The sequence below is a fragment of the Leuconostoc garlicum genome, from assembly GCF_001998805.1.
In the GTDB taxonomy this organism is placed as follows: Bacteria; Bacillota; Bacilli; order Lactobacillales; family Lactobacillaceae; genus Leuconostoc; species Leuconostoc lactis.
In genome coordinates, this window is the sequence record NZ_CP016329.1 from 26,376 (window position 1) to 51,778 (window position 25,403).

The following is a 25,403-nucleotide window of genomic DNA, read 5'->3' on the forward strand; positions in this document are numbered from 1 at the left end:
TCGTTAATATTGCCTTACGGCTTTTCTTAGTGTAACAAATAATTCATGCCATGTCTAGCATTATTTTGTATAAGTCATCAAATCTGCTGTGATCGTGTCAATTTTGGCTTGTGAAGCAGCTTGTGAATCAGAAGTGACCCCAATATAGAACTTCAACTTTGGTTCAGTCCCTGATGGGCGTACAGCCACCCATGAGCCATCAGCTAACCAATACTTCAAGACATTAGCTTTTGGCTGTGTCAATGTTGTGACTTGACCATCAGCATCAGTTTCTAGACCAGTCGAGAAGTCTTGCACGCGGCTAACAGCAATCCCCCCAATCGTTTCCGGTTGATGATCACGGAACTTGGCAATGATTTTTGCCATATCGTCATTGCCATGCACACCTGGGAAGTCCAAACTAATCGTCTTTTCTTCAAAATAGCCGTACTTGTCAAACAAAGCTTGCAAACCATCCGCAAATGTTTGGCTTTGTGACTTATAGTAAGCCGCTACTTCTGCAAACAACACGAGGGCTTGAATGGCATCTTTATCGTGGGCAAAAGGCTTAACGAGATAGCCAAAACTCTCTTCAAAACCAAATAAGAACGTCTTTTCTTGTGTTGCTTCATATTCGTCAATGGTTGCCGCGATGTACTTAAAGCCAGTCAACACATCAGCTGTTGTCACGCCAAAGCTCTCAGCAATCTTTGAGGCAAAACGTGACGACACAATTGACGTCACAATCGCCCCATTATCTGGCAATGTGCCGGTGTTTTGCTTGGCTGTCAACAAATAATTCACCAAAACAGCGGCAATTTGGTTACCAGTCAAGACTTGGAAAGTCCCATCGGCTAAACGAACAGCAGCCCCCATCCGGTCAGCATCGGGATCTGTGGCAACGACCGCATCGGCACCTGTTTCCTTAGCGTAAGCAATGGCCATTTCTAATGCCGCTGCATCTTCTGGGTTTGGCTTGGCAACAGTTGGAAAGTCGCCATCAATCACAGCTTGTTCTTTCACAATCGTATAGTTGGTAAAGCCCGCTTGTTGCAAGGCCTTTTCCCCAATATATTGACCGGTTCCGTGCAGTGGTGAGTAGACAAACTTTAACGATTTCCCTTCTTTAGCAACCAATTCAGGATCAACCGTGACTGTCTTCATAGCTGCCAAATATTTCTCGTCAATGGCTTGATCAATCACTTCAACGTAAGTTTGGTCTTCATCAAGGGCAATATTAAAGATATCAGAGATGCCAGCTAATTCATTCACGACAGCATCGACGGCTTCCGGTACCATTTGGCCACCATCTTCACCATAAACCTTATAGCCATTGTATTCCTTGGGATTGTGTGATGCCGTAATCATGATACCAGCAAATGTCCCCAATTCTCGCACAGCAAAAGACAGTTCCGGCGTTGGCCGCAAGCTACTAAAGAGATAAACTTTGATTTGATGTGCTGACAAAACTTTAGCTGCGTCAGCTGCAAATTCAGGTGAAAAATGGCGTGAATCAAAACTAATCACAACGCCACGCTTTTTCGCTTCATCTCCTTGTGACGCAATATAACGCGCTAGGGCTTCGGTAACTTGGCGTACCGTGAAGATGTTCATTCGGTTAGTTCCCGCACCCAAAACACCACGCATACCTGCTGTTCCAAAGCTCAAATTTTGATAAAAAGCTTCTTCTTGCTGCTCTGGTGTATATGAGGCAAGCTCATCGGCCAAATAGTCAGGCAAATCTGCCGCTTGCCACTGTGCTAAAGTTTCTTGATAATGCATGATTTTCTCCTATAACTTATCTAATCATAATTATAACAAACGCAACCTATTTCCGAACTAATAAGTTCAAGACGGCGCGTCGTAACTTTGGTGAGCGTAACCCAACAATCAAGGCAACCGCTATGACCACCAGCCCAATCGTGAGCCATTCGTGCGGGATGGCCAAATGGCCGATAAAATAACCCAGTGATGTGATGGTAAACGCCCATAAAAAGCTAGCAAACGCTGCCATTTTAATATAACTGGCAAAAGGCAACCCCAAACGTTGCGCCAACAATGGTACCGCCACGCGAATAAACGGTAAAAAGCGACCTAATACAATGAACAATAACCACCGTTTGGGATGGAAATCAACTGCCAAGCGATCAATGACGCCGCCCGATAGATACTTTTTTAAAAAGGGAATACGACCAATCTGTCGGGTTAAAAAGCCCCCAAACCAGTAGTTCACAGCATCACCACAAAGTGACGCCAAACCAAACACCAAACAATCTGCTAATAGCTCCCACAGATTATGATGTAAGCCTGCAACACTCCCTACCGATGTCAAAATCGTATCGCCAGGAATAAAACCCGTGACAATACCGGCTGTTTCAATAAAAATTAGCAGAAACATCACGACAAATTTTGACCACGCAAAGGCTTGATCTGCTGACAGAATATGATTAATGACAGTTGGTAAGTTTGTAGCTAATATGATCATAGACAGGCCCTTTTCCTTGCCTTAATTATATACTAAAAAAAGCGCCAAAGCGCTTTGGTTACATTAAGCCTGTGTGTTGAAAATTACTTTATCATTTTCAGTGACTTTGAATTGCTTTGTCGCAAAGTCAGCTGTCAAAACGGCAGTTGTTTGACCATCAGCTGATGTACGTGTAATTGTCAAATCATTGTCACCATTGTTTTCAACCTTAATCTCACCATCAAGATCAAAGGCTGAGCTTGTGTTACGGAAGCGAAGCAAGTCAAACAAGTTTGACACAACTGGACGCTTAACTGTTTCAGCAATTTCTTCAAGGTCGTAATAGTGACGGTTGATGTTACGGCCTTCCTTTGTGCTTTCCAACAATTCAAGGTCGTTTTCACCTGCCAACAAACCAACGTAATAAACTTGTGGGATACCTGGTGCAAAGATTTGTGTCGCACGTGCTAGCAAGTAAGCGGCATCGTCATTACCCAAAGCTGAGTAATAAGTTGTATTAATTTGGTAAATATCCAAGTTATTGTAGGCTGCTGATGAGAAGATCTTCTTCACGTTAGCCCCAACCTTGTACATTTCTTCCGTTGTAAAGTCTGTTTCTTCTTGTGTCAACAAGTCCTTGGCATCAACAACACCAATACCATCGTGTGTATCCAATGTTGTAAATTGCTTCATTGGGCTTTGACGCAACCAATCAGCCAAACGGTTTGTCTTACCTGAATAAAGTGAGTACAACGTAATCAATGGCAACGCAAAGTCATATGAATACATGTCGTGATCCGTAATCTTGCGCACAATCTTGTAGTGTTCATGAATTTCTGGCAAAACTTCAGAACCTTCTGCTGCCAAGATTTCACGTACTTCGTTCAAAACGTCCCAGATTTCTGGTTCAACGAAGAAGTCGTTTGTATCCAACTTCTTGATAGCGTAAGCAAAGGCATCCAAACGAATCACTGACGCACCATGACGGGCAAGGTTAATCAATGAATCCTTGATGAATTGCTTTGTCACTGGCTTTGTGACATCCAAATCCATTTGTTGGTCACCGAATGTGTTCCAAACTTGGTCTGTTGTGCCGTCCGCAAATGTTACGGGCGCAAATGGTGCCTTATCCTTACGCTTATAAATCAAATCGATATCTTCGGCTGTTGGGCGGTTTTCAGGCCAGAATTCAGAATACTTCAAGAACATGTCATAGTATTCTGAGTCTTCCTTCTTTTCTAAGAAGTCTTGGAAATACTTTGATTGTGGTGAAATGTGGTTCAACATGAAGTCAAACATCAAGTAGTACTTCTCAGCTAACTTGTCAATGTCAGACCAGTCCCCAAACTTTGGATCAACTGTTTCATATTCTTCAGGGGCAAAGCCACGGTCGCCTGTTGATGGGAAGAATGGCAAAACGTGGACACCACCAACAACACCATCCAATTCATTTGACAACACTTGATCCAATTCCTTCAAATTCTTACCAAGTGAGTCAGCATATGTAATGAGCATCACTTCATTGGTGAGCTTTTTCATGTTCGTTCTCCTTTATTTACGCTTAATTACGCTGTTTATTGTTCAGTTCATGCTACTTATATGGCGCCGCAGGTTGGCGCCCAATATGATTTTAAGCCTTCTTTTTGCGGTTGGTAATCAAGGTGATAACCGTTAAACCAAGTAGGATAAAGGCCAAAACCGGTGTTGTTGTATAAGCTGCGGAATCCGCATTACGTGTTGGATTTCCCAAAATACCCGACATCAGTGACAAGACAAATGGTTCAACGAACACGCCAACGTTAAAGCCAATCAAGATAATTGATGTGACCAATGGTTGCTTTTTCAAAGGTGCCAATTGTGGTAATTGACTAAAAATAAATGGTGAGATCAGTTGCATTGGGAAACCAATCAACAAAACCCCAATTGTCAAAATAATAAAGTTTTGGTTTGAAAAGGCCACTAAGAAGTTTGAGACCGCCATCAACAATAGGCCAACCTGTAACGTATAACGACCAAATATTTTTTGAACTGTCCCATACAAGATACCACCCATCATAGCCGCAACCAGCATGAAGGAAAGAATCGTTGAAACCACCATACCGTTAACGCCAACATTTTGGGCCATGAATGGGAAACTCAATTGAATGGCCATATAGTCAATTACCAAGAAGGCTGCAAAGAATGCCAAGACCCAAACCATTGGGCTCATCTTAGTTGCTGGACGAATAGCTGGCGTTGCCTTGTCATCTTTTGCTTCTGCTTCCGCCTCTGCTTCATTGACCATGTCTGATGTTTCAGGCACTTGACGATAAAAGAGGTAAAGAATTGGGAAGGCTAAGAGATAAACCAAGAAAGTCATTTGCCAACCAAAGGCCAACAACAATCCGGCAATAAATGTCAAAACTGCTTGACCAATTTGTTCAACCGCAGCACGCCAGCCCAACATCGTTGCTCGCGTTTGGCCTTGGTACATCACTGCAATCATTGACACAGCCAATGAATTGAAAATACCTAAACCAGCCCCGAGGACCATGCGTGATACTAAAATAACGGGATAAGATGCGACGAACAATGGCACCGCACCTGCAACACCGACCAAAATCATCCCCAGCGCAATTGTCTTCTTATCCCCCAACTTTGCTGCGATAAAAGCACTAAATAGGACAAATATCGTCACAAAGATAGATGGTGTTGTTGATAACGCTTGCGCCTCCGTTGCCGTAACGCCAAGGGCTTCTGCCATTTGTGGCAAGGCACCGTTGATGGCGTAAGCACTTGTTAACATAAATGAAATACCTAAAAAGGCAATTTTAGTGAGCCATTTATCCTGACTTCTCATGACATTCTCCTCAAAATCTGATTAAAACCGGTTCCAATTTTTTCAAACAAAACATGCTTTGTGCATTTCTACACAAGTAATTATAATATCCCGATTTTTAAATGTCAAACGTTTTCCAAATGTAATAAATAGTGTAAAACTTTCAGAAAATTACATTTTCTTACATTGTTGTTATAACTATCATTTAGGAATTTATATTAAAATTATACGCTGTTCTTTTTGGCTAAAATAAAAAAGCAAATTTTAACAATTTGCTTTTCATTGCGCCGTCGACGCTGCTGATTTTGACGGTAATTGGCTAATATAAGTGTAAGCCCCTTGGCCCGCAATCCCACCTTCTCCGACAGCTGTCGTAATTTGGCGAAGATCTTTGGCACGCACGTCACCAATTGCAAAAATACCAGGAATGGCAGTTTGCATCTTGTCGTCCGTGATAATCCAACCTTCATCATCAGTAATATTCAAATTTTCAAAACCTTGTGTATTGGGCTTTAAGCCAACATAAATAAAGACCCCACTCGCATCAATATGTGATACTTCTTGCGTTTGGTTGTTGATGACATCAAGACCCGTCACCTTTTCACCGTCACCAGTAATCGCGAGCACTTCAGTAAACCAATTAAATGCCATTTTGTCATTAGCAAAAGCACGATCTTGAATAATTTGTTGCGCACGCAACTTATCGCGACGATGTAATACAGTGACTGACTTGGCCAAGTTTGTCAGATATAGTCCCTCTTCAATAGCAGAATCACCGCCACCAACAACGACAACATCTTCATTACGGAAAAAGGCACCATCACAGACCGCACAGTAGCTGACACCACGGCCTTGATAGTCTTCTTCGCCATCTTTACCTAAATGAATATGCTCAGAACCAGTCGCAATAATCACAACCTTAGCCTTATAGTCACCCATATCCGTATGAATGAGCTTGTCTTCACCATCTAACGTGATTTCTTCAACCATGCCAAAGCCATATTCCGCACCAAATTGCGTTGATGAGGCATACATTTTCTCAGCCAAATCTGGTCCCAAAATCGAGTCAAAACCTGGATAGTTTTCAACTTCAGCCGTATTATTCATTTGACCACCGTAGATGCCACGGTCTAACATCAAAACGGAAAGATCGGCACGTGACGCATAGGTTGCCGCCGTCATGCCGGCTGGACCAGCCCCAATAATCACAACATCATATTGCTTATAGTCTGTCAATTTGTTGCCCTCATTTCACTTACTTTTTGTTAACCCTATTTTACACGACACAACTTGATTTGTCTCGTGATTTGAATTTTACAACTTGGCAGCAAGTTCCTTGATGTAAGCGCGTAATTGATCTTTGGTTTGTGGGTGCTTCAAGCCAAATTCAATATTAGTTTCCAAGAAACCAATCTTTGAGCCAATGTCATAACGATTTCCCTTGAATTCATGGGCATAAACGTGCTGACGGTTATTCAATGAATCAATGGCATCCGTTAATTGGATTTCACCACCCTTACCAGGTGTTGTGTTCTCGAGTTCTTCAAAAATTTCCGGTGTTAACAAGTAACGTCCAATAATAGCCAAGTCAGAAGGTGCATCTTCTGGCTTAGGCTTTTCCACGAATGTCTTAACGCGGAAAAGGCCCTTTGAAGCTTCAGCGGCTGGGTCAATCACCCCGTATTCTGACACTTGGTCATGTGGTACTTTCATTACCGCCAAAGTTGATTCACCAGTTTCTTCATAACGGTCAATCAATTGCTTTGTCAATGGCACATCATCTTCCATCAAATCATCACCAAGTAACACGACGAAAGGTTCGTCTCCAATAAAGGCCTTGGCTGTTAAGACCGCATCCCCTAAGCCCTTTGGGTGTGACTGACGAATAAAGTACATGTTAATGTCCGTTGTTTCTTGCACAATCTTGAGTAATTCGTCCTTACCTTTTTCGCGCAAGTTGTTTTCCAATTCTGGATTTGAATCAAAGTGGTCTTCAATTGATCGCTTTGACTTACCATCAACAATCACAATCTCTTCGATACCTGAGGCAATCGCTTCACGCACGATATATTCAATCGTTGGTGTATCAACAATTGGTAACATTTCCTTTGCCAAAGCTTTTGTGGCTGGCAAAAAACGTGTCCCAAGTCCTGCTGCTGGAATAATTGCCTTACGTACTGGTTTCATAATTTATAACTCGCTTTCCTTTTCCTCAACCTAACACAACAATCATGCCTAATCTTCAGATTTTAGTGGCCGCGCCATCAAATCAGCAATTGCTTGTGCTAACGGTTTGTCTTCATACAACACTTGATAAATCGCCGTTGTAATCGGCATATCAACTTGATAAGTTTGGGCAAAATCGTACACGGCCTTTGTCGTGTTCACGCCTTCAATCACCATGCCCATGTCTTCGGTGACTTGCGCCAATGTTTTGCCTTGCCCAAGTCCCATACCAGCGCGATAGTTGCGCGAATTGGGTGACATACCGGTGACGATTAAGTCCCCGATGCCTGCTAATTCATAGAGGGTTTCCTCTTTAGCACCCATGGCTAACCCAAGCGCCCGCATTTCTACTAAACTACGTGTCAATAAGGCAGCTTGTGCATTAGCGCCATACCCTAGTCCGACTAATGCGCCTGAGCCGATGGCAACAATATTTTTCAAGGCTGCAAACAACTCTGAGCCAAGCAAATCATGGTTGGTATAAGCGCGGAAGGTTTGGTTGGACAAAACTGTTTGCAACAACTTAGCTGCTGCTTCGTCCTCGCTCCCAATTGATACCGCCGTTAGATCATGTCGGATAACATCTTCAGCGTGTGACGGTCCAGATACCACAGCAATCGCTGATCGATAAGCAGCTGGTACTTCTTCCGCCATCATTTCAGAAATACGCTTGTAAGTGCCTTGCTCAAGCCCTTTCGTGGCGTGTGCCAAAATCACGGTCTGTTGTTGCGCCGTTAAGACGTCAGCCAGTTGTTGGGCCACTTCGCGAACCGCTTTAGTTGGTACCACACTCAAAACAATATCAACATCTGCCACGGCTTCTGCCATGTCACTGGTGGCAACCAATTGTTCCGACAACTGTGCTTGTGGTAAATACTTGTCGTTGGTATGTTGCGTGTTGATTTCAACCGCTTGGTCTGGGTTATGTGTCCATAAACGCACATCATGCCCATTTTCTGCGGCGGTATTTGCTAAAGCTGTGCCCCAAGACCCTGCTCCGAGTACGGCCAGTTTAGTCATGTTTGTTCTCCAAATCTTTCTTTTCGTTCTTGGCCATTTCAGCAGCCATCCGGGCTTCAAGCGTTTTGAGCGGATCAATGCCCATATTAGCCGTACGGAATTTAACTGCGGCCGCATCAATCACACTCGACGTATTACGTCCAGGTGTGACCGGCACAACCATACGCTTAATTTTCACGCCTAAAATTTCCAACGTATCATTATCATTGCCCAAGCGATCAAAGTTCGCTTCACCAATTTTACCGTTTGAGAGATGAATATTCACCGCAATCGTGGCGTGTGAACGCACGGCTACAGCACCGTAAACTTGTTGCACGTCAATAATACCAACGCCGCGCACTTCCATCATATTACGAAGTACGTCGCTTGGTTCACCAATCAAACGTTCTTCATCTTCTTGATAAATATCCACGCGATCATCGGCAACTAAACGGGCCTTATCTTGTTGAATCAATTCCAGCGCTGCTTCGGTTTTACCAATCCCGGCATCCCCAGTAATCAAAACACCCAAGCCATACACGTCAATCAAAACGCCGTGTACACTCTCGCGAGGTGATAATTGGCCACCCAAATAGTAAGTCATATTCGATAAAATACGCGACGATGTCAAAGTTGACGTCAAAATTGGAATATGTGCCTCTTCCGCTGCTTGCTTTAACTCGTCACTGATAGGCAACCCCGTTGACACCACAAAAGCTGGGGTCGTCACATCGGCCATCCGGCGATAAACCATCAAGAGTTCATCGTGTCCCATCCGTTCAGAAAAGGATGTTTCAGTAATCCCAAGCAATTGCACACGTTCGGGCGCATAATAATTAAAATACCCTGTCATTTCTAGGCCAGGTCGGGAAATGTCGGCGGTTGTAATTGGCCGATCTAAATACTGCTCCCCAGACACAATCTCTAACTTGGTATGATCAACCAACTGTTTTACTGTCACTGAATTCTGTATCATACTACTATCTTTCTCAATCTATTTATACATCAGAGGTCAAGATTGTATTCACAATCGATAACACAATGGCCATTAAAATTGCCCAGCCAAAACCGGCAAACGTAAAACCACCTACCAACCATGCCGTCATTTCTAATAGCAACGCATTAATAACAATCGTAAATAAACCAAAAGTCATGATGTTGAGTGGCAACGTTAAGAGTAATAATACTGGCTTAATCAGCATGTTTAGCAGTGCCAATACAAAGGCCGCCCCTAGAGCCGTCAGCCAGTTCTCAACGCTAAAACCGCTAGGAAATAGCGCGGCTGTCACCATAAAGACAATCATCGTGGTGACTAATCTTGCGATAAATGGCATAGGCCCCTCCAGTCAATCGTGTAAGCGCTTTAAACATTGATATAAAGCATCTTATTGGAAACGTTATAAATTTATTATACCAAATATTTAAATATGATGAGTAGAAAAAATGACTGAACGGGTTGTTCAGTCATTTTTTTGCCATCATTGTCACAAAACTGAGCGCAATGATGGGAAGTATATATTAAATAAAGTAGTTGTAACCAGGGTTTAATTCAATAATTTTACCTGTACGCTTATAAACGATCCACTCGGCAATATCGATGGTATAGTCACCGATACGCTTCAAGTACCCAGCAATCACCAAATAATCAGCCGCTGAATCGACAAGTTCTGGATCATCTTTCATGCCTTTTACGGAATCCAAACGAACCTTCGCTGCCCGATTTGACCATGATTGGTTTTCTTCAGCGATTGTTTCCGCGCCTAAAGCGTCATTTTTAACGTAGTAATCCATCACACGAGAAACCATCGTTGCCACTTGTTCACCGATTTCACCCAATTCTTTTTCGACACTGGCAATATGCTTAGTGCCTTTCACACGAATCGTTGAATTGGCAATGTTACGCGCTTGATCCCCCATACGTTCTAGGACTGATACAGCCTTTAAAATCGTCACGATTTCACGCAAATCAGTCGTCACGGGTTGATACAACGCGATCATTTCAAATGTCTTCTTTTCAATGGCTGCTTCGCGTTCATTAATCTTATGATCATTTTCCAAAATGGCTTTCGCCCCTTCACGATCATGATCGACAAATGATTGCACTGCCTTTTGAATGGTTTGGGCGACAAGCATCCCCATTTCTGTAAATGAATTATCTAAGTCAGCTAATTCTTCATCAAATAAACGTCGCATATTGTTTCTCCTTTATGCTTAGCCAAAACGGCCACTGATGTAATCTTGTGTTTCTTGGCGCTGTGGATTTAAGAAGATGTTTTTCGTGGCATCCACTTCAATCAAATTACCACTTAGGAAAAAGGCCGTGCGATCTGATAGACGTGATGCTTGAGACATCGAATGGGTCACAATAATCATCGCATAATCATTTCTTAAATTCAACAACGTTTCTTCAATATTGTGACTTGATACGGGATCCAAAGCTGATGTTGGTTCATCTAACAGCAACAACTCTGGTGAGGTAGCCAGCACACGAGCAATCGATACACGTTGCTGTTGGCCACCTGATAAGCCTAACGCTGACTTATGCAAATCATCTTTCACTTCATCCCAAACGGATGCTTGACGTAGCGCTTTTTCAACGGCTTCATCTAGCACCGTTTTATCGCGAACACCGTCTAAGCGCAACCCAAAGATGACATTTTCATAGATTGAAAATGGAAATGGATTAGGTTGTTGGAAGACCATCCCAATGCGCTTACGCAACTCAACTGTATCAGTTGTGGGGGCATAAATATTGGTGCCATTAAAGTCAAATGTGCCTGTGACTGTAATGTTATCTTCCAAATCATGCATTCGGTTTAACGCCCGCAAATAAGTGGACTTCCCTGATCCAGAAGGCCCAATGAGCGCCGTAATGCCTTTTTCTGGAAATGAGAGGTTAATGCCATGCAAGGCCTCTTTTTTACAGTACCATAATTTCACATCGCGCGTTTCAAGAATATTCTTTTGTGTACTCTCTGTCATCCGAAGTTCCCCGATATATAATCATTTGTTAGCGCAACTTTTGGTCGTGTAAAGATTTTACGTGTTAAATCATATTCAATGACTTTTCCCATGTGGAAGAACGCCGTGTAATCACTAATACGCGCTGCTTGTTGCATGTTGTGCGTCACAATAATGATTGTATACTTGTTTTTCAACTCAAGCAGTGTGTCTTCAACTTGTGCTGACGAAATTGGGTCAAGCGCACTTGACGGCTCATCAAGCAACAAAATATCTGGCTTCAATGCCAATGCACGAGCAATCACCAATCGTTGAGCTTGTCCACCTGACAAAGCAAGGGCTGACTTGTTTAATTCATCTTTCACTTCATCCCACAAAGCAGCTTGACGCAAACTCGTTTCAACAATTTCGTCTAATTCTTGCTTATTCGTCATCCCACGTTGTGTCAACGCAAAGGTAATGTTGTTATAAATTGACTTTGCAAACGGATTTGGGCGTTGGAAAACCATGCCAATATGGCGGCGCATTTCGTAAACATCAATCGCTTTTGTGTTAATATCAACACCGCGATACATAATGTTTCCTTTAACCGTAGCCACGCCATCGTTCATCCGGTTCAAAGACCGTAAAAAGGTTGACTTACCGGAACCAGAGGCCCCGATTAAACTCGTGATTTTGTAACGTTCAAACGATAAATCACCTTCACTCAAGGCCAAGTTATCACCATAATAAACTTGCAAATCATGTGTTGACAATGCAATTTCATGCTTTTCCGGTGACATCTTATAAATATAACGTTCAGGTGCCTCATCTGAAATAAATTCACTGACTGGTTTTAAATCAATCGTATTTGCCATTTTTTCTCCATAAAGCCTACAATCAGGCTGTCTTATTGCCTCGCAACTGACTGTGACAACTTTTTCTTGCAATCAACTCACATTAAGCACTGGTAAGCTTTTTGTGCAACTTTGTACCCAGCTTACGTGCACTGAAGTTAAACAATAAGACAACAATGATCAACACTGCTGAGGAACCAGCAGAAACTGCACTCACGTCGGGCATGATGCCTTCAGAATTAATTTTCCAAATGTGCACCGCCAAGGTTTCAGCCGGACGCATTGGGTTTAACGGACTAGAAATGTTGAACGGATTCCAGTCACTGAAGTTCAAAGCTGGGGCTGATTGTCCCGCTGTATAAATCAAAGCCGCCGCTTCACCAAACACACGGCCGGCAGACAAGACAACACCGGTGACAATTGAAGGTACCGCTGCTGGTAAGATGACATGAATCACCGTTTCCCAGCGTGATAGTCCCAATGCTGAGCCAGCTTCACGTTGTAAGTTTGGAATTTGTGCCAAACTGGTTTCAATTGAGCGTGTTAACAAAGGTAAGTTGAAGAATGTCAACGCAATCGCGCCAGACAAAATTGAAAAGCCAAAATGGAATTTCACGACGAACAACAAGAAACCAAACAAACCGACAACAACTGATGGCAATGAACTCAAAATTTCGATTGCTGTCCGAACCATGGTTGTCAAAGGTCCCTTGTGGGCATATTCATTCAAGTAAATTGCCGCAGCTAAAGCGATTGGAAAACTAATCGCCATCGCTAATACTAATAAGTAAAATGAGTTAAACAATTGTACGCCAATACCACCGCCAGCTTCAAAAGCTTTGGCTGGTGCCGTTAAGAAATGCCATGACAAGTGTGGTACGCCACGAACTAAAATAAAGGCGAGCATGGCCGCTAAGATTAGCGCAACAATCCCAGAAATCATATAAATGATGCCTGTGGCGATTTTATCAGCAGTTTTTGCATTCATTATTTCATTTCCCCTTTGCGTCCGATAGCCCGCACAATCAAGTTAAAGACAAGTGACATCAATAGCAAGATCATGGCCAAAGTCCACAAGACATTATTTTGTAGTGAGCCCATAACCGTGTTACCAATTCCCATCGTCAAGACAGATGTCAAGGTTGAGGCTGGTGAAATCAAGTTTTGTGGCATCAATGCCGCGTTACCAATCACCATTTGTACGGCTAAGGCTTCACCAAACGCACGCGCCATACCAAAGACAATCGCTGTTAAGATACCTGGTGTAGCCGCACGCAAGATCACTTTATAAATCATTTGCCAACGGGTTGCCCCAATTGCCAAAGCTGATTCACGGTAATGACGTGGGACTGACTTCAACGTATCCACTGTCATTGACGTAATCGTTGGTAAGATCATGACGAATAACACAATGGTACCCGATAAGATACCAAACCCTGATCCACCAAACACTGTCCGAATAAATGGCACAACCACTGTTAAGCCGATGAAACCATAAACAACTGATGGAATACCAACCAGCAATTCAATAATTGGTTGCATGATTTTTGTGCCACGCTTTTGCGCAATTTCAGTCATAAATAATGCCGTCCCAATTGCAAATGGTGTGGCAACAATTGCAGCTAAAAACGTCACCAAGAACGAGCCCATAATCATTGGCATCGCCCCGACATAAGGCTGCTTTGTTTGTGGATTAATCACTGATGGATTCCAAGTTGTGCCAAAGAGGAATTCTTTCACACTGACACCATCTTGGAAAAATGTTGATAGTCCACGACTCATAACGAAAGCAAAAATTGAAACGACCACAAGCACGATCAAGGCCAACGCAGACAAACTAATTGCCCGCCCCATTGCGTCTTGCTTCGTTGATTCTGACTTTTGCATCAACTTTTTTGTAATGTTATCCATTTTATCTCCAAAGTATTTGACGAGTGGTTACCCACTGTCTACTATATTTCAAATGCTGTTCTGATCTGACGTATGCATGATAGCTACACGTCAGATTATTTTTTTATGATCTGGCCATCGACTTGACGGATAACTTGCATATCATGAACTGAGATATACCCTAGCTTTGGCACCAAAGTCTTTTGTATTTTTTCTGATGATAAATAATCCAAGAACTTGGCGACCTGCTTAGATGGTTTTCCCTTCGTATACACGTGCTCATACGACCAAATCGGATAGCGACCAGTGATGACATTGCTGTTAGTTGGCTTGACATGGTTAATTGTCGGTGCCACAACAGTATTGTTGATGTACCCAAAGGCTGCATAAGAGATAGCGCCTGGTGTTGTCGCAACAATTGACCGCACCATACCAGATGAATCTTGTTCTTGCGCTGAAGTACTCTTATCGCCCATCAAACCAAACTTTTCAAAGGTTGCCCGTGTCCCTGAGCCCGCTGCACGATTGATAATCACAATTGGCAAATCATGCCCACCGACTTGACGCCAGTTCTTGACTTTACCTGTGAAAATCTCACGTAGTTGCTGGGTGCTCAAGTTGGTCACCCCATTTTCTTTATTTAATAACGGTGTAATGCCGACAACAGCCACTTGATGGTCGACTAGCTTCGTCGCATCAATCCCTGACTTTTCTTCGGCAAATACATCAGCGTTTCCTAAATCAACCGCGCCTTGTGCAACTTGACTTAGACCGGTACCCGTACCGCCACCCTGCACATTGACAAATGTTCCAAGATTAGCTTTCGTGTACTCTTCTCCGGCAGCTTCTACCAATGGTTGTAAGGCCGTTGAACCGACAGCCGTGATTGATGTGCCTGATGCACTTTTATCACGTGTAATGTAACCTGCGCCAATGGCCGCAATAAGACCCACGATGACGACTGTTGATACAATCATCCCGCGATGTGATTTCGACATGTTGATGCCTCCCAAGATTTAACTACAATAACTACTACTCTCCTATTATCTTAAAGTTTTGTAAATGTCATCGCGGGTGAATGTAAAGATTGTGTCAAGAAATATTTACAAAGGTAACGTCACACTGATTGTTGTGCCCACCGCAACTTGTGATTGTACTTTAATTTCCCCATTGTGCTTATTGACAATCTCATTAACAATGGCTAAACCTAAGCCTGTGCCACTGGCAATTTTGCGTTGTCGTGATTCATCCCCACGATAAAATCGTTCAAAAATACGCGATTGCTGATTCGTCGGAATCCCGATGCCCGTATCTTTCACATTCAATTGCCAGTGTTGGTGATCCTTGTAGGCCGTCACGTGAATGTCCCCACCTTGGACGTTATATTTCACCGCATTAACAATCAAATTTTGTAGAATCATTTCCACGTCTGTTTTGAAACCACGAATGATAAAATCATCAGGCACGTCATTGCGCAATTGCACGGCTTTAGTCTCCGCCAATGGCATCACATGCTGCCATTGTTCGGCCACCATATCATGAATCACTAGCTCCGTCTGCACAGCCTCTCGCTTTTGTTGCACACGTGATAATGAGAGAATATCATTAACCAATGACGATAGCCGTTTGGCTTCCTGCGCCACAATAGCCAAAAACATCTCCCGCGTGGCTTGATCTGCGCCGGCTGGTCCTTGTAATGTTTCGATAAAACCCGTAATCGCCGTTAGCGGTGTTTTTAGCTCATGGGACGCATTCGCCAAAAAGTCAGATTGCATCCGCTCAACTTGTAAGACCGATGTTAAGTCATAAATAATGATCATGACTTCCGCATGTTTCAGATTACCTTGATGATACAAAGTGCTAACTTCGTACTGTTTCATATCACCATTAATTTGTAAATTCAAAATCGATTGTTGATTTTTTTGCGTATTAAACGTTTGGGTAATCAGCTCAGAGAGCGTGAACTGTCGAATCACCATACTTTCGGCAATCGGCGTTTCGGGGCGTTGAATGCCCAACAGGTCAGCCGCCGTTTCATTAAACACATCAATGGTATGGGCGCGATTAATATTAATCACCCCAACTGGTAAGCTCGCTAGCAATGAACGATAATTCGTCACATCACGTTGTGCAGTTTGACGTGCTTGTTCGATCTGATGTTGCATCACATTAAATTGCTTAATTAAGGCGTAATAAGGCGATCCTGGTTCTGCCAACACGCCTCTTGGGGTCTCACCAGCAACCGTATCGACCATCCGCTTTTCCATCACTTTTAATTCTTGTTGTTGGCGATTTTCCCAAAAATTAGCCCATAGTACAATGACAAAAGTTGCCAAAGTCATGATTAAAACAAGCAACAGCCACTGTCTTAAATGTAACTGCAATAAACTACTCACGACGCCACAGAATACAAAATTGATCAACCAAAACGATAGAAATTTTAATAATTTTTTTGTCATTACCTTACTCCAATATCTCTATCATAACAAAAAAGCCCGCTGACGCGGACTTTGAAAAATGACTTAAATTAGTTTTTTGTAACCTTACCTGACGCATCACGTGTGACTTTCATATCCGTCAAACCAATGTAACCAAGCTTTGGCACGATTGACTTTTGTACTTCCTTAGTTGTGAAGTAATCCAAGAATGCCTTAGTGGCACCTGTCGCGTCACCCTTTGTATACATATGTTCGTATGCCCAGATTGGCCATGAATTGTCTTCAACATTCTTTGTATCAGGCGTTACCTTGTCAATGTTAAGTGCCTTGATACCAGAAGCATCCAAGTAAGCAAAGGCTAGGTATGAAATAGCCCCTGGTGTGGTTGACACAATCTTTTGAACCGTACCGTTAGAATCTTGCTCTGTTGCTTGAACAGCATTTTGACCATCCAACACGTTCTTTTCAAAGACGGCACGTGTTCCTGAACCAGTCGCACGGTTAACCACAACGATCTTTTCGTCTTTACCGCCTACTTCTTTCCAGTTCGTAATCTTACCAGTGAAGATGTCACGCAATTGTGTCTTTGACAAATTTGACACTTGGACATCTGCGTTCACGACTGGTGCAATACCAACAACTGCGACTTTGTGATCCTTCAACTTAGAAGCATCAACACCAGACTTTTCTTCAGCAAAGACGTCCGAGTTACCGATTTGTGCTGAGCCACTAGCAACTTGACTCAAACCAGCCCCTGAACCACCACCTTGAACCGTCACTGTCACACCAGGATTTTTTTGTTGGAATGACGTTGCAACTTGTTCTGCTAATGGTTGCAAGGCCGTCGATCCCAAGGCAAGCACCTTACCACTAAGGTTAGAAGTGGCTGTTTTTTGTGTGTCTTGCTTGGTTGTGCTCTTATTTGAATTGGCATACAATGCCACACCTGCTGCGATAACGACAACACCGCCGATAACACCGACAACTGCTTTGTTCATGAGTAATTCTCCCTTGTCTAAGGCTTCATTGAAGCGTATGTAGTGTAAACTTGGTTGTAGTAGTGGCTCTTGGGTGCCAGTCCTTGTTTACAAGTTATATACTACCGACGCTGTGTCAAAGAACTAGGCACAAACCTGTCATCATTATGTAAATCATTGTAAAGTCATCTTTACGCAGTTAGACCACCATCGTGTAGCCGAAACCACGAACCGTTTTTAGGAGCACCGGCGACTTCGGATTGGCTTCAATTTTCTCCCGTAAATTACTAATATGCATGTCGACCATACGGCTTTCACCCGTGTATTCATAGCCCCATACCGCCGTTAAAATCGTTTCACGATCAATGACCCGTCCAATACGTTGGGCAAAATAGAGCAATAATTCATATTCTCGTGGGGTCAACGTCAAAATTTTATCAGCCTTAGTCACAACTTTCTTATTATCATCAATCACCAGATCCTGAATCTTAATAACATCTGCCTCTTCAGAGACTTGATGATCAACTTGTGAACGACGTAATACTGCCTTTAAACGCGCGATAACTTCTCTTGGGCTAAACGGCTTAGTAATATAATCATCTGCTCCAAGTTCTAGACCAAACACCCGATCAAATTCATCCCCTTTAGCAGTGACCAAAATCACTGGGGTACTAATCTTATCTTGACGTAAGGTTTTCAAAACCGTCATGCCATCCATGCCTGGTAACATCAAATCTAGCAAAATCGCATCGAATTGCTGTTGACTGGCTAATTGATAAGCCGTCTGGCCATCTTCTGCCAATGTGACGTCATAATTATTTTCTTCCAGGTTATATTGCAATAACGTTGAAATTGCTGCTTCATCATCCACTACTAAAATTTTTGTCATGATCCAAACACATCTTTTTTAATTATGATGTCTGCCTCTCTAATTGTTTGCTTAATTGCATTGTAACAAAAAAAATGGACACGCCCTAGCGTTTCCATTTATTCTTTACAGGATTTATACAATTGGTTCGTCCGTTAAATCATCATCGTCATCCGTGACTAATGCCAGTGTTTCTGGGGCTTCAATTGTCTCATCATCAGCCTCTTCTACTGGCAATTCACCATCACCAATCCCAAAGGCATTACGAACTTTAGCATAGATTTCTTGACGCATCGCAGCATTTTCGGGTGCATCCAAGAATTCTTTCGCTTTTTCACGGCCTTGGCCAACCTTGATATCACCGTAATAGTAGAAGGCACCGGCCTTACGGATAATTTCTTGTTCCGCACCGAGATCCAAAATTTCACCAGTTTGTGAAATCCCCTTCCCGTACATGATATCAACTTCAGCAACCTTAAATGGTGGCGCCACCTTATTCTTAACCACTTTGACTTTCGTTAAGTTTCCAGTCACATCTGTGCCATCTTTAATTTGGGTTGACCGACGCACTTCCAAACGAATCGTTGAATAGAATTTCAACGCACGGCCACCAGGGGTTGTTTCGGGGTTACCAAACATCACCCCAATCTTTTCACGAATTTGGTTGATAAAAATCGCAACTGTCCCAGTACGGTTCAATGTACCAGCTAATTTACGCAAGGCTTGGCTCATCAAACGGGCTTGCAAGCCAACGTGTGAGTCGCCCATTTCTCCTTCGATTTCTGCACGTGGTACCAACGCTGCCACAGAATCCACAACGATAATATCCACTGCCCCAGATTGTACCAACGCATCCGCAATTTCTAACCCTTGTTCACCAGTATCAGGTTGTGACAAAAGTAATTCGTCCTTTTTAACACCCAAAGCTTCAGCGTATTTTACATCCAAGGCATTTTCGGCATCAATATAGGCGGCTGTCCCACCGGCTTTTTGCACTTCAGCAACGGCGTGTAACGCCAACGTTGTTTTACCAGAAGATTCTGGCCCATAAATTTCAATAATACGTCCTTTAGGATAGCCACCGACGCCTAAAGCAACATCTAGCTTAACTGATCCTGAAGGATAAGTCTCAACTTGTGTCAGTGCATTATCACCCAACACCATGATTGATCCCTTACCGAAATTCTTTTCGATACGCTTTAAAGCTTCATCAAGTGCCGCCTTACGGCCGCTTGCTTGACTATCTTTATCGTCTTTTTTAGTCGTCTTTTTTGTGACCATTTTTAGCTAACTCCTTTTATCTTACCTCAATAGTGTACCTGTTTCTAAACGTAAAAGCAAGCATTTAACGAACAATTGTTCGACAGTGTTCGTACCTTATTTGATGATACGAAAAAAGCGCTTATCGCGCTTTTATAGACCGTCAGAAAAGACCACTCGGTTCTGCCAGAAATAGTCAATCCCTGAATAAATTGTAAAGATCACCGCAATCCACAATAAGATTTCCCCAATCGGCAACCCAATCGCGGTAAATGGCACATCTTTAAGATATAAGAAGAAAATTGCAAACATTTGCGAGAAAGTCTTGATTTTACCTGGCATCTGCGCCGCTAAGACCTTCCCATTATTTTCTACAATTAAGGTACGTAAGCCAGTAACCGCTAGTTCACGAATCACAATCACGGCAGTCATCCAAGCTGGTACCACGTTGAACCCAGTCAAAAAGATCAAGGCTGTCATGACCAACAACTTATCGGCCAACGGATCGGCAAACTTACCAAAATTCGTCACCAAATGTTGACGACGGGCAATTTGACCATCCAAAAAATCCGTTATTGATGCTACCGCAAACACAATGGCAGCAAGCAACCAATTCAATGGCAACATCACGCCTGTCACGTCAAGTGATTGCCAAGCATAAGGCACCGATAATAGTAAGATAAAAACCGGAATAAGAATAATACGAAAAACAGTGAGTTGATTTGGAAGATTCATAATTGCCCCTTACTTATTGAGATTGAACAGAACGTTCCAAAATGGCGTTGCCGTTCCAATAACTGCCACTTTTTGATCATCAAAGGTCATCGTTGCATTGGCAACATTGGTGAATTGAACATTCACCGCATTAGTACCAGCAGGCACATCAATCGTTTTATCGGCCTTGACCAATTCATTTAACAGCACAGTTGTCCCAACCGTCACTTTCACATTAGTCCCAGCACCCTGCGCCGTGACTTTAATTGTGTGTTGCTTATCGGCTTGTCCTGAGAGGTTATAAATTGTTGTTTGCAACGCTGTATTTTGTTCTGGCGTGCCCAACGTTACTTTAGGCTCTGGCTTCTTTTCTGCTGGTTTTTCCGATGACGATGCAGCGCTAGAAGCATCACTGCTACTGCTGCTTGGTATCGTTGAAGTCGATACTGACACATTGCCACTATCACTATTTTGTTGGTCATTGTTACCAAGATGTGTCATGGCAAACCAAACCGCAACCAGGCCAACTAGAATAAAAATAGCCAACCAAACTTTTGGTAACATGTCAGAAAATTTTGAACGCGGTGACGGATTAGGATTTGTCCCCGCACGCACCACCCCATCATTATCACGATGAGCCCGACTCAAGTCACGACTTCTTGAGATTGAGGGTGGTGTTGTTTCCCCTAGCAACGTTTCTGGATTCAAGCCCACTGCAATCGCATATTGGCGAATAAAGGCGCGCACATAAAAATCCCCAGGCAAAATGCTTAGGTTGTTATTTTCAATGGCCTCCAGATAACGTGCTTGAATTTTAGTTGCTGCTTGCACGTCTTCTAAAGATAAATTTTTCGCCAGGCGCGCAGCTTTTAGCTGTTCGCCTATTTGATTCGTCAAAGTTTCACTCATAATTTGTCCAATGTTATTTTTTCAGAACAAAACGTCGTAAAGTCGCGTTCTGATATATTTTTTCAGCACTATCTAGTATATCACTATATGTTAAATCTTGTAAAAGCATCACCTTATCAAATAAGTTTGTCCCAAATAACACATCATCCCCCCGTAAAGCGATACTTTCTAATGCATTTAAACGTTGGATGCCCTCTCCAAGTGTCGCCCGGCGTAACGATTCAAACGCCGATTCGGCATGTGCCAAAATGGTTTTATATTGCGCAATTTGTGACTGAATTGCAGCCGTTAGTGCGTCATATTCAGTTGTTTCCGCAAAGAAACTCACAAATTGATACGCATGCATCAAATCAAATGATGTCTCAAACTCCGTATCGATAATACCTTTATTATACAGGTTTTGATACCAGTCTGTCTGCTCTCCAAACAAAATATCCGCCAAGATATCAGCTGCTAGCGTTAATTTGGTTGCCGCTTCGCCCGTTACATCAAGTTTTGGTAACCGAATACCTAACGCAATTTTTGGCCGCGATACATCAAACTTTTGGATTGTTTCCTTTTTAGTTGGTTCAGGAATGACCGGCTCAAACCGACGAACATTTACTGCTTCAATCGTCTTTGTCGCCTGATTAGCCATCACCAGTGCCAGCACCTCATCTGGATCAAAATGACCGACCACCTGCAAAGTCATTTGATTAGGTTGGTAAAAAGCGCGATGAATTTGATATAGCAGCTCCGGTGTAATTTGTGCAATGGAAGCCTTTGTCCCCGCAATATCTTCGGCAATTGGCGCACCGGGATACAAGAGGTCTAGCAAGCCCATATAAATGGCCCAGTTGGCATCATCATCATACATCTGAATTTCTTGACCGATAATACCCTGTTCTTTGGCTACCGTTTGTGCACTAAAGTAAGGTGTTTGCACAAAATCAAGCAAATGCGCAAGGGCTGGCAAAACGTTTTGCGTCGTTGAAAACAGATAACTCGTTTGATACGGGTTCGTAAACGCGTTGGCGTCCGCACCTAATTCACCAAATCGCGTAAAGGCATCCCCATCAGCCTTCTCAAACAGTTTGTGTTCCAGAAAGTGGGCTGTCCCAGCAGGAATTGTAATCGGCGCTTCATCATTGATTTGGAATTGGCGCGCCAATGACCCAAATGGTGTCGTTAATACAGCAAACGTTTTATGATAATTTGGCTTTGGTACCATGACCACAGTTAGCCCGTTAGGTAACTCGGTCGTTAAAACAGTTTCTTTTAATTTTGGATATGTCTTTTCTATCATGCATCCGCCTCTGGCATCAATGTAAATCTTCCTTGTAAAATCACTTGGTTGGCCAAAGCACTCACCTGCGCTGGTGTTACCGCTTGAATCGCCGCTACCCACTCCGCAGTGCTGGTCTCACGTTGTGTTAACAATCTAGAGAAGACAAGTTCAATTTCACTGTTAGGTGAATCTTGTTGACTTAAATAATCGTTAATTAAGCTCGTTTTAATCGCATCAAAGATTTCGTCACTAAATTCACCCGCTTGAATCGCCTTGAGCTCGGCTTGAATCATGCGATCAGTCTGTGCAACTTTATCCGCATCTAAACCAGCCGCCACCGTCATAAACCCCGTATCATGCTGCCAACGCGAGTAGATACTATAAGCCAACGAGGCTTTTTCCCGAATATTGGTAAATAATTTAGATAAGGCTGAACCACCAAATAAAGCGTTTAGCACTAAGGCGGTAAAGCGCTTTGGATCATCTGGTGGCAAACTCAACTGATATGATAACGTCAGGATGGCCTGATTAATATCTAATTGTGCTTCCGACAATTCAACGGTAGCTGGTCGTAGCCCTTGACGATAAAACGGCTGTAACATCATGTCACGGCGCGCTTGTAGTGGCCATTTGGCTAATTCAGTCACCACACGCTCAGCGTTAATATCCCCATACACAACAATATTAACTGGATCATTAGCAATCATCTGTCGATACGTCGCCAAAACGTCCGTCGCCGTTAACTGTTCAACATCACGTACTTGGCCAGAAGATGGTAGCCGCATGGCCGGTGCACTATAGGTGAGTTCCCGCAGTTTCAACATAGCATAGCGGCGCTTATCATCAGGTAGACTCGCTAATTCGTTGATCAAACTTTGACGTTCTTTATCAAACGTCGCTTGATCAAACTGATCTCCCGTCACCAATGGTTCAAAAATCATATCCCGTAAAAAAGCAAAAGCATCCCCAAGGAGATGTTCTGCATGGTCAATATAAGTGGGCGCTGGCAATTGCAAATGGTAACGCACATGGTGTGTTTGGCCAAAACGTACCACATCTGTTTGGAACTGCGCGCCATACAAATCAATTGTTTTTTGCGCAACGGCTTGCTGATCGGGATATTTTTGCGAACTGACAGCGGTCAAATAAGACAACAATGCCCGTGCCGAAATGGTATGCGTCAGTAACGGCGCCGCAAAATCGACCGCAATGTGTAGGGTTTTAAATTGTGTTGTTGGGTGAACAACGAGTGTCACACCAGGCTTAAGTTGTATTTTTTTCATAGTATTGGTGAGAAGAGTCGGCTGAACTTTTGAATGAATTTCATCCAATATGACTGATTCTCAAAATCCTCAATTGTCAATTTTTTCGACACTAAAATGTCTTGTTCAAACTGTTCTTCTAACTGTGTTGCAAACTCTGGATCGTAGACAAACGCATTGGCTTCAAAATTCAATGAGAATGACCGAATATCCATATTGGCTGACCCAACGGTACCAATTTCATGATCGATTGTAACCGCCTTACTGTGCAAGAAACCAGCATCATAACGATACACTTCCGCGCCCATGGCAATTAATTCTTGTGCATAATACTGCGTTGCCCGATACACAAATGGATGATCTGGCATATCAGGAATCATCAAACGCACCCGAACACCTGACATAATCGCGATTTCTAAGGTTTCTAGTACGGCTGAGTCCGGAATGAAATACGGTGTCTGAATCGTAATTTCTGAACGAGCCGAAGCAAACATCCGCATAAAGCCTTGTTTAATTTGCTTTAAATCATTATCTGGCCCACTCGATACAATTTGAACCATCGCCCGTCCAGATAATTCCTCAATTTCAGGAAAGTAGCCGGCAGTATCAACGAGTAACTCGTTTTCTTCAGCCGTGGCATTCCAATCCATCAAAAAACGACTTTGCAGTGATAAGACCGCATCACCATGAATCCGCAGATGCGTATCACGCCAGTGCCCAAACTTTTTAGAACGATCAACGTACTGGTCCCCAACGTTTAAGCCACCGATGTAACCGATTTTACCATCAATAATGGCAATCTTACGGTGGTTTCGGAAATTAAATCGCAGGGTCAAAAGCTGGAAACGACGCATTAAGAATGGCGCTACCACCCCACCTGCTTCGCGTAAACGCTTATACATATCACGGTGTTGACCATGCGAGCCAAATTGATCAAAAATCACATGCACGTCCACACCTTCGCGTGCTTTTTCCGTCAACAAATCAACTAATTGATTCCCAATTTGATCATCATCAATCGTAAAGTACTCCAGATGGACATGATGCGTGGCCTGCCGAATGTCTTCAAATAAAGCCTTAAACTTATCCGGTCCATTGGTAAAAATTTTAATCTTGTTACCACGCGTCAAAACAGACTCATCTGTGCGTAAAAATAAGTTTGCCAACTCGGTGGCTGAATTTGGAATTGGTAATAATTGCTCAATCGCTTCGAGCTGTCGCCGTTGGTTATCCGCAATTTGTTCCAAACCAAGTTGTTCTTGTGTCCGTAAACGAAATATCCGCTTATCGGAAATACGACTACCAACAAAAAAGAAAATGATAAACCCTAACACAGGCAACATAATCAGGACCAATAACCATGCCCAGATTGATGCAATATCACGTTGTTGACTAAAGACAGTAATAATCGCCCCAAATGTGTTGGCAACTAAAAGAATTAAAAGGATTATCCACAATGAATCTCCTAGCATCTCACACCTCATTATCTCTCTATAATAATAGTACTAGTTTAACATTTTTTACGGTAATATGAC

At 42.9% G+C, this 25,403-nt stretch carries 24 protein-coding genes; all 24 read right to left on the bottom strand.

Annotated features, from left to right (window positions below):
- Positions 1-60: 60 nt before the first annotated feature.
- Positions 61-1,761, bottom strand: coding sequence for a phospho-sugar mutase (locus A9176_RS00150; RefSeq protein WP_077281808.1), 1,701 nt, complete (start codon positions 1,759-1,761; stop codon positions 61-63).
- 46 nt (positions 1,762-1,807) lie between these two features.
- On the bottom strand, positions 1,808-2,464 hold the full coding sequence (locus tag A9176_RS00155; protein WP_068852064.1) for a DedA family protein: 657 nt from the start codon (positions 2,462-2,464) through the stop codon (positions 1,808-1,810).
- Positions 2,465-2,527: 63 nt separating this feature from the next.
- The gene (gene gtfA / locus A9176_RS00160) at positions 2,528-3,982 is read right to left on the bottom strand and encodes a sucrose phosphorylase (RefSeq protein ID WP_077281809.1); all 1,455 of its coding nucleotides are present in this window, start codon (positions 3,980-3,982) and stop codon (positions 2,528-2,530) included.
- 91 nt (positions 3,983-4,073) lie between these two features.
- Positions 4,074-5,282 (bottom strand): MFS transporter, encoded by a 1,209-nt coding sequence (locus tag A9176_RS00165; protein WP_077281810.1) that lies wholly within the window; start codon positions 5,280-5,282, stop codon positions 4,074-4,076.
- Between the two features lie 258 nt (positions 5,283-5,540).
- Positions 5,541-6,497 carry a thioredoxin-disulfide reductase gene (gene trxB / locus A9176_RS00170; RefSeq protein ID WP_077281811.1) on the bottom strand — a complete coding sequence of 319 codons (957 nt, stop codon included), beginning with the start codon at positions 6,495-6,497 and terminating at the stop codon, positions 5,541-5,543.
- A gap of 78 nt (positions 6,498-6,575) precedes the next feature.
- Entirely contained in the window at positions 6,576-7,448 is an 873-nt protein-coding gene (gene galU, locus A9176_RS00175) for a UTP--glucose-1-phosphate uridylyltransferase GalU (protein WP_010001792.1), read from the bottom strand.
- A 48-nt stretch (positions 7,449-7,496) separates the two neighbouring features.
- On the bottom strand, positions 7,497-8,507 hold the full coding sequence (locus A9176_RS00180) for an NAD(P)H-dependent glycerol-3-phosphate dehydrogenase (protein ID WP_077281812.1): 1,011 nt from the start codon (positions 8,505-8,507) through the stop codon (positions 7,497-7,499).
- Entirely contained in the window at positions 8,500-9,462 is a 963-nt protein-coding gene (hprK, locus tag A9176_RS00185) for an HPr(Ser) kinase/phosphatase (protein WP_010003302.1), read from the bottom strand. Before hprK ends, A9176_RS00180 begins: the two co-directional genes overlap by 8 nt.
- Positions 9,463-9,484: 22 nt before the next feature.
- Positions 9,485-9,820, bottom strand: coding sequence for a phage holin family protein (locus A9176_RS00190; RefSeq protein ID WP_010003303.1), 336 nt, complete (start codon positions 9,818-9,820; stop codon positions 9,485-9,487).
- 184 nt (positions 9,821-10,004) lie between these two features.
- Positions 10,005-10,679: a phosphate signaling complex protein PhoU gene (gene phoU / locus A9176_RS00195; protein ID WP_010003304.1), complete on the bottom strand. Its 675-nt coding sequence runs from the start codon at positions 10,677-10,679 to the stop codon at positions 10,005-10,007.
- Positions 10,680-10,697: 18 nt separating this feature from the next.
- Positions 10,698-11,468, bottom strand: coding sequence for a phosphate ABC transporter ATP-binding protein PstB (pstB, locus tag A9176_RS00200; protein WP_077281813.1), 771 nt, complete (start codon positions 11,466-11,468; stop codon positions 10,698-10,700).
- Positions 11,465-12,304 (bottom strand): phosphate ABC transporter ATP-binding protein PstB, encoded by an 840-nt coding sequence (pstB, locus tag A9176_RS00205; RefSeq protein WP_010003307.1) that lies wholly within the window; start codon positions 12,302-12,304, stop codon positions 11,465-11,467. The genes pstB (A9176_RS00200) and pstB (A9176_RS00205) overlap by 4 nt, the downstream gene beginning before the upstream one ends.
- A gap of 82 nt (positions 12,305-12,386) precedes the next feature.
- Entirely contained in the window at positions 12,387-13,271 is an 885-nt protein-coding gene (gene pstA, locus A9176_RS00210; RefSeq protein ID WP_077281814.1) for a phosphate ABC transporter permease PstA, read from the bottom strand.
- Positions 13,271-14,194: a phosphate ABC transporter permease subunit PstC gene (pstC, locus tag A9176_RS00215; RefSeq protein ID WP_029509636.1), complete on the bottom strand. Its 924-nt coding sequence runs from the start codon at positions 14,192-14,194 to the stop codon at positions 13,271-13,273. The genes pstA and pstC overlap by 1 nt, the downstream gene beginning before the upstream one ends.
- Before the next feature lie 95 nt (positions 14,195-14,289).
- Positions 14,290-15,171 (bottom strand): phosphate ABC transporter substrate-binding protein PstS family protein, encoded by an 882-nt coding sequence (locus tag A9176_RS00220; protein ID WP_077281815.1) that lies wholly within the window; start codon positions 15,169-15,171, stop codon positions 14,290-14,292.
- Positions 15,172-15,276: 105 nt separating this feature from the next.
- Positions 15,277-16,632 (bottom strand): sensor histidine kinase, encoded by a 1,356-nt coding sequence (locus tag A9176_RS00225; protein WP_077281816.1) that lies wholly within the window; start codon positions 16,630-16,632, stop codon positions 15,277-15,279.
- Between the two features lie 68 nt (positions 16,633-16,700).
- Positions 16,701-17,609 carry a phosphate ABC transporter substrate-binding protein gene (locus tag A9176_RS00230; RefSeq protein WP_077281817.1) on the bottom strand — a complete coding sequence of 303 codons (909 nt, stop codon included), beginning with the start codon at positions 17,607-17,609 and terminating at the stop codon, positions 16,701-16,703.
- A gap of 178 nt (positions 17,610-17,787) precedes the next feature.
- Positions 17,788-18,477 carry a response regulator transcription factor gene (locus A9176_RS00235; RefSeq protein WP_077281818.1) on the bottom strand — a complete coding sequence of 230 codons (690 nt, stop codon included), beginning with the start codon at positions 18,475-18,477 and terminating at the stop codon, positions 17,788-17,790.
- A 114-nt stretch (positions 18,478-18,591) separates the two neighbouring features.
- Positions 18,592-19,737 (bottom strand): recombinase RecA, encoded by a 1,146-nt coding sequence (gene recA / locus A9176_RS00240; RefSeq protein ID WP_029509631.1) that lies wholly within the window; start codon positions 19,735-19,737, stop codon positions 18,592-18,594.
- Between the two features lie 132 nt (positions 19,738-19,869).
- The gene (pgsA, locus tag A9176_RS00245; protein ID WP_055307552.1) at positions 19,870-20,451 is read right to left on the bottom strand and encodes a CDP-diacylglycerol--glycerol-3-phosphate 3-phosphatidyltransferase; all 582 of its coding nucleotides are present in this window, start codon (positions 20,449-20,451) and stop codon (positions 19,870-19,872) included.
- 9 nt (positions 20,452-20,460) lie between these two features.
- The gene (locus tag A9176_RS00250) at positions 20,461-21,339 is read right to left on the bottom strand and encodes a helix-turn-helix domain-containing protein (protein ID WP_048701458.1); all 879 of its coding nucleotides are present in this window, start codon (positions 21,337-21,339) and stop codon (positions 20,461-20,463) included.
- 13 nt (positions 21,340-21,352) lie between these two features.
- Positions 21,353-22,624, bottom strand: a complete 1,272-nt coding sequence (gene yfmH, locus A9176_RS00255) for an EF-P 5-aminopentanol modification-associated protein YfmH (protein ID WP_048701457.1) — start codon at positions 22,622-22,624, stop codon at positions 21,353-21,355.
- Positions 22,621-23,889, bottom strand: coding sequence for an EF-P 5-aminopentanol modification-associated protein YfmF (yfmF, locus tag A9176_RS00260; RefSeq protein ID WP_077281819.1), 1,269 nt, complete (start codon positions 23,887-23,889; stop codon positions 22,621-22,623). Before yfmF ends, yfmH begins: the two co-directional genes overlap by 4 nt.
- A complete protein-coding gene (cls, locus tag A9176_RS00265) occupies positions 23,886-25,340 on the bottom strand; it encodes a cardiolipin synthase (RefSeq protein ID WP_048701453.1) in 1,455 nt (484 codons plus the stop codon). The genes yfmF and cls overlap by 4 nt, the downstream gene beginning before the upstream one ends.
- Positions 25,341-25,403: the final 63 nt, after the last annotated feature.

What these genes read in the sequence shown, in the direction of transcription:
- A9176_RS00150 (WP_077281808.1), bottom strand. Translation starts at nt 1,761, where the DNA reads ATGCATTATCAAGAAACTTTAGCACAGTGGCAAGCGGCAGATTTGCCT.
- A9176_RS00155 (WP_068852064.1), bottom strand. Translation starts at nt 2,464, where the DNA reads ATGATCATATTAGCTACAAACTTACCAACTGTCATTAATCATATTCTG.
- gtfA (WP_077281809.1), bottom strand. Translation starts at nt 3,982, where the DNA reads ATGAAAAAGCTCACCAATGAAGTGATGCTCATTACATATGCTGACTCA.
- A9176_RS00165 (WP_077281810.1), bottom strand. Translation starts at nt 5,282, where the DNA reads ATGAGAAGTCAGGATAAATGGCTCACTAAAATTGCCTTTTTAGGTATT.
- galU (WP_010001792.1), bottom strand. Translation starts at nt 7,448, where the DNA reads ATGAAACCAGTACGTAAGGCAATTATTCCAGCAGCAGGACTTGGGACA.
- A9176_RS00180 (WP_077281812.1), bottom strand. Translation starts at nt 8,507, where the DNA reads ATGACTAAACTGGCCGTACTCGGAGCAGGGTCTTGGGGCACAGCTTTA.
- hprK (WP_010003302.1), bottom strand. Translation starts at nt 9,462, where the DNA reads ATGATACAGAATTCAGTGACAGTAAAACAGTTGGTTGATCATACCAAG.
- A9176_RS00190 (WP_010003303.1), bottom strand. Translation starts at nt 9,820, where the DNA reads ATGCCATTTATCGCAAGATTAGTCACCACGATGATTGTCTTTATGGTG.
- phoU (WP_010003304.1), bottom strand. Translation starts at nt 10,679, where the DNA reads ATGCGACGTTTATTTGATGAAGAATTAGCTGACTTAGATAATTCATTT.
- pstB (WP_077281813.1), bottom strand. Translation starts at nt 11,468, where the DNA reads ATGACAGAGAGTACACAAAAGAATATTCTTGAAACGCGCGATGTGAAA.
- pstB (WP_010003307.1), bottom strand. Translation starts at nt 12,304, where the DNA reads ATGGCAAATACGATTGATTTAAAACCAGTCAGTGAATTTATTTCAGAT.
- pstA (WP_077281814.1), bottom strand. Translation starts at nt 13,271, where the DNA reads ATGAATGCAAAAACTGCTGATAAAATCGCCACAGGCATCATTTATATG.
- pstC (WP_029509636.1), bottom strand. Translation starts at nt 14,194, where the DNA reads ATGGATAACATTACAAAAAAGTTGATGCAAAAGTCAGAATCAACGAAG.
- A9176_RS00220 (WP_077281815.1), bottom strand. Translation starts at nt 15,171, where the DNA reads ATGTCGAAATCACATCGCGGGATGATTGTATCAACAGTCGTCATCGTG.
- A9176_RS00225 (WP_077281816.1), bottom strand. Translation starts at nt 16,632, where the DNA reads ATGACAAAAAAATTATTAAAATTTCTATCGTTTTGGTTGATCAATTTT.
- A9176_RS00230 (WP_077281817.1), bottom strand. Translation starts at nt 17,609, where the DNA reads ATGAACAAAGCAGTTGTCGGTGTTATCGGCGGTGTTGTCGTTATCGCA.
- A9176_RS00235 (WP_077281818.1), bottom strand. Translation starts at nt 18,477, where the DNA reads ATGACAAAAATTTTAGTAGTGGATGATGAAGCAGCAATTTCAACGTTA.
- recA (WP_029509631.1), bottom strand. Translation starts at nt 19,737, where the DNA reads ATGGTCACAAAAAAGACGACTAAAAAAGACGATAAAGATAGTCAAGCA.
- pgsA (WP_055307552.1), bottom strand. Translation starts at nt 20,451, where the DNA reads ATGAATCTTCCAAATCAACTCACTGTTTTTCGTATTATTCTTATTCCG.
- A9176_RS00250 (WP_048701458.1), bottom strand. Translation starts at nt 21,339, where the DNA reads ATGAGTGAAACTTTGACGAATCAAATAGGCGAACAGCTAAAAGCTGCG.
- yfmH (WP_048701457.1), bottom strand. Translation starts at nt 22,624, where the DNA reads ATGATAGAAAAGACATATCCAAAATTAAAAGAAACTGTTTTAACGACC.
- yfmF (WP_077281819.1), bottom strand. Translation starts at nt 23,889, where the DNA reads ATGAAAAAAATACAACTTAAGCCTGGTGTGACACTCGTTGTTCACCCA.
- cls (WP_048701453.1), bottom strand. Translation starts at nt 25,340, where the DNA reads ATGCTAGGAGATTCATTGTGGATAATCCTTTTAATTCTTTTAGTTGCC.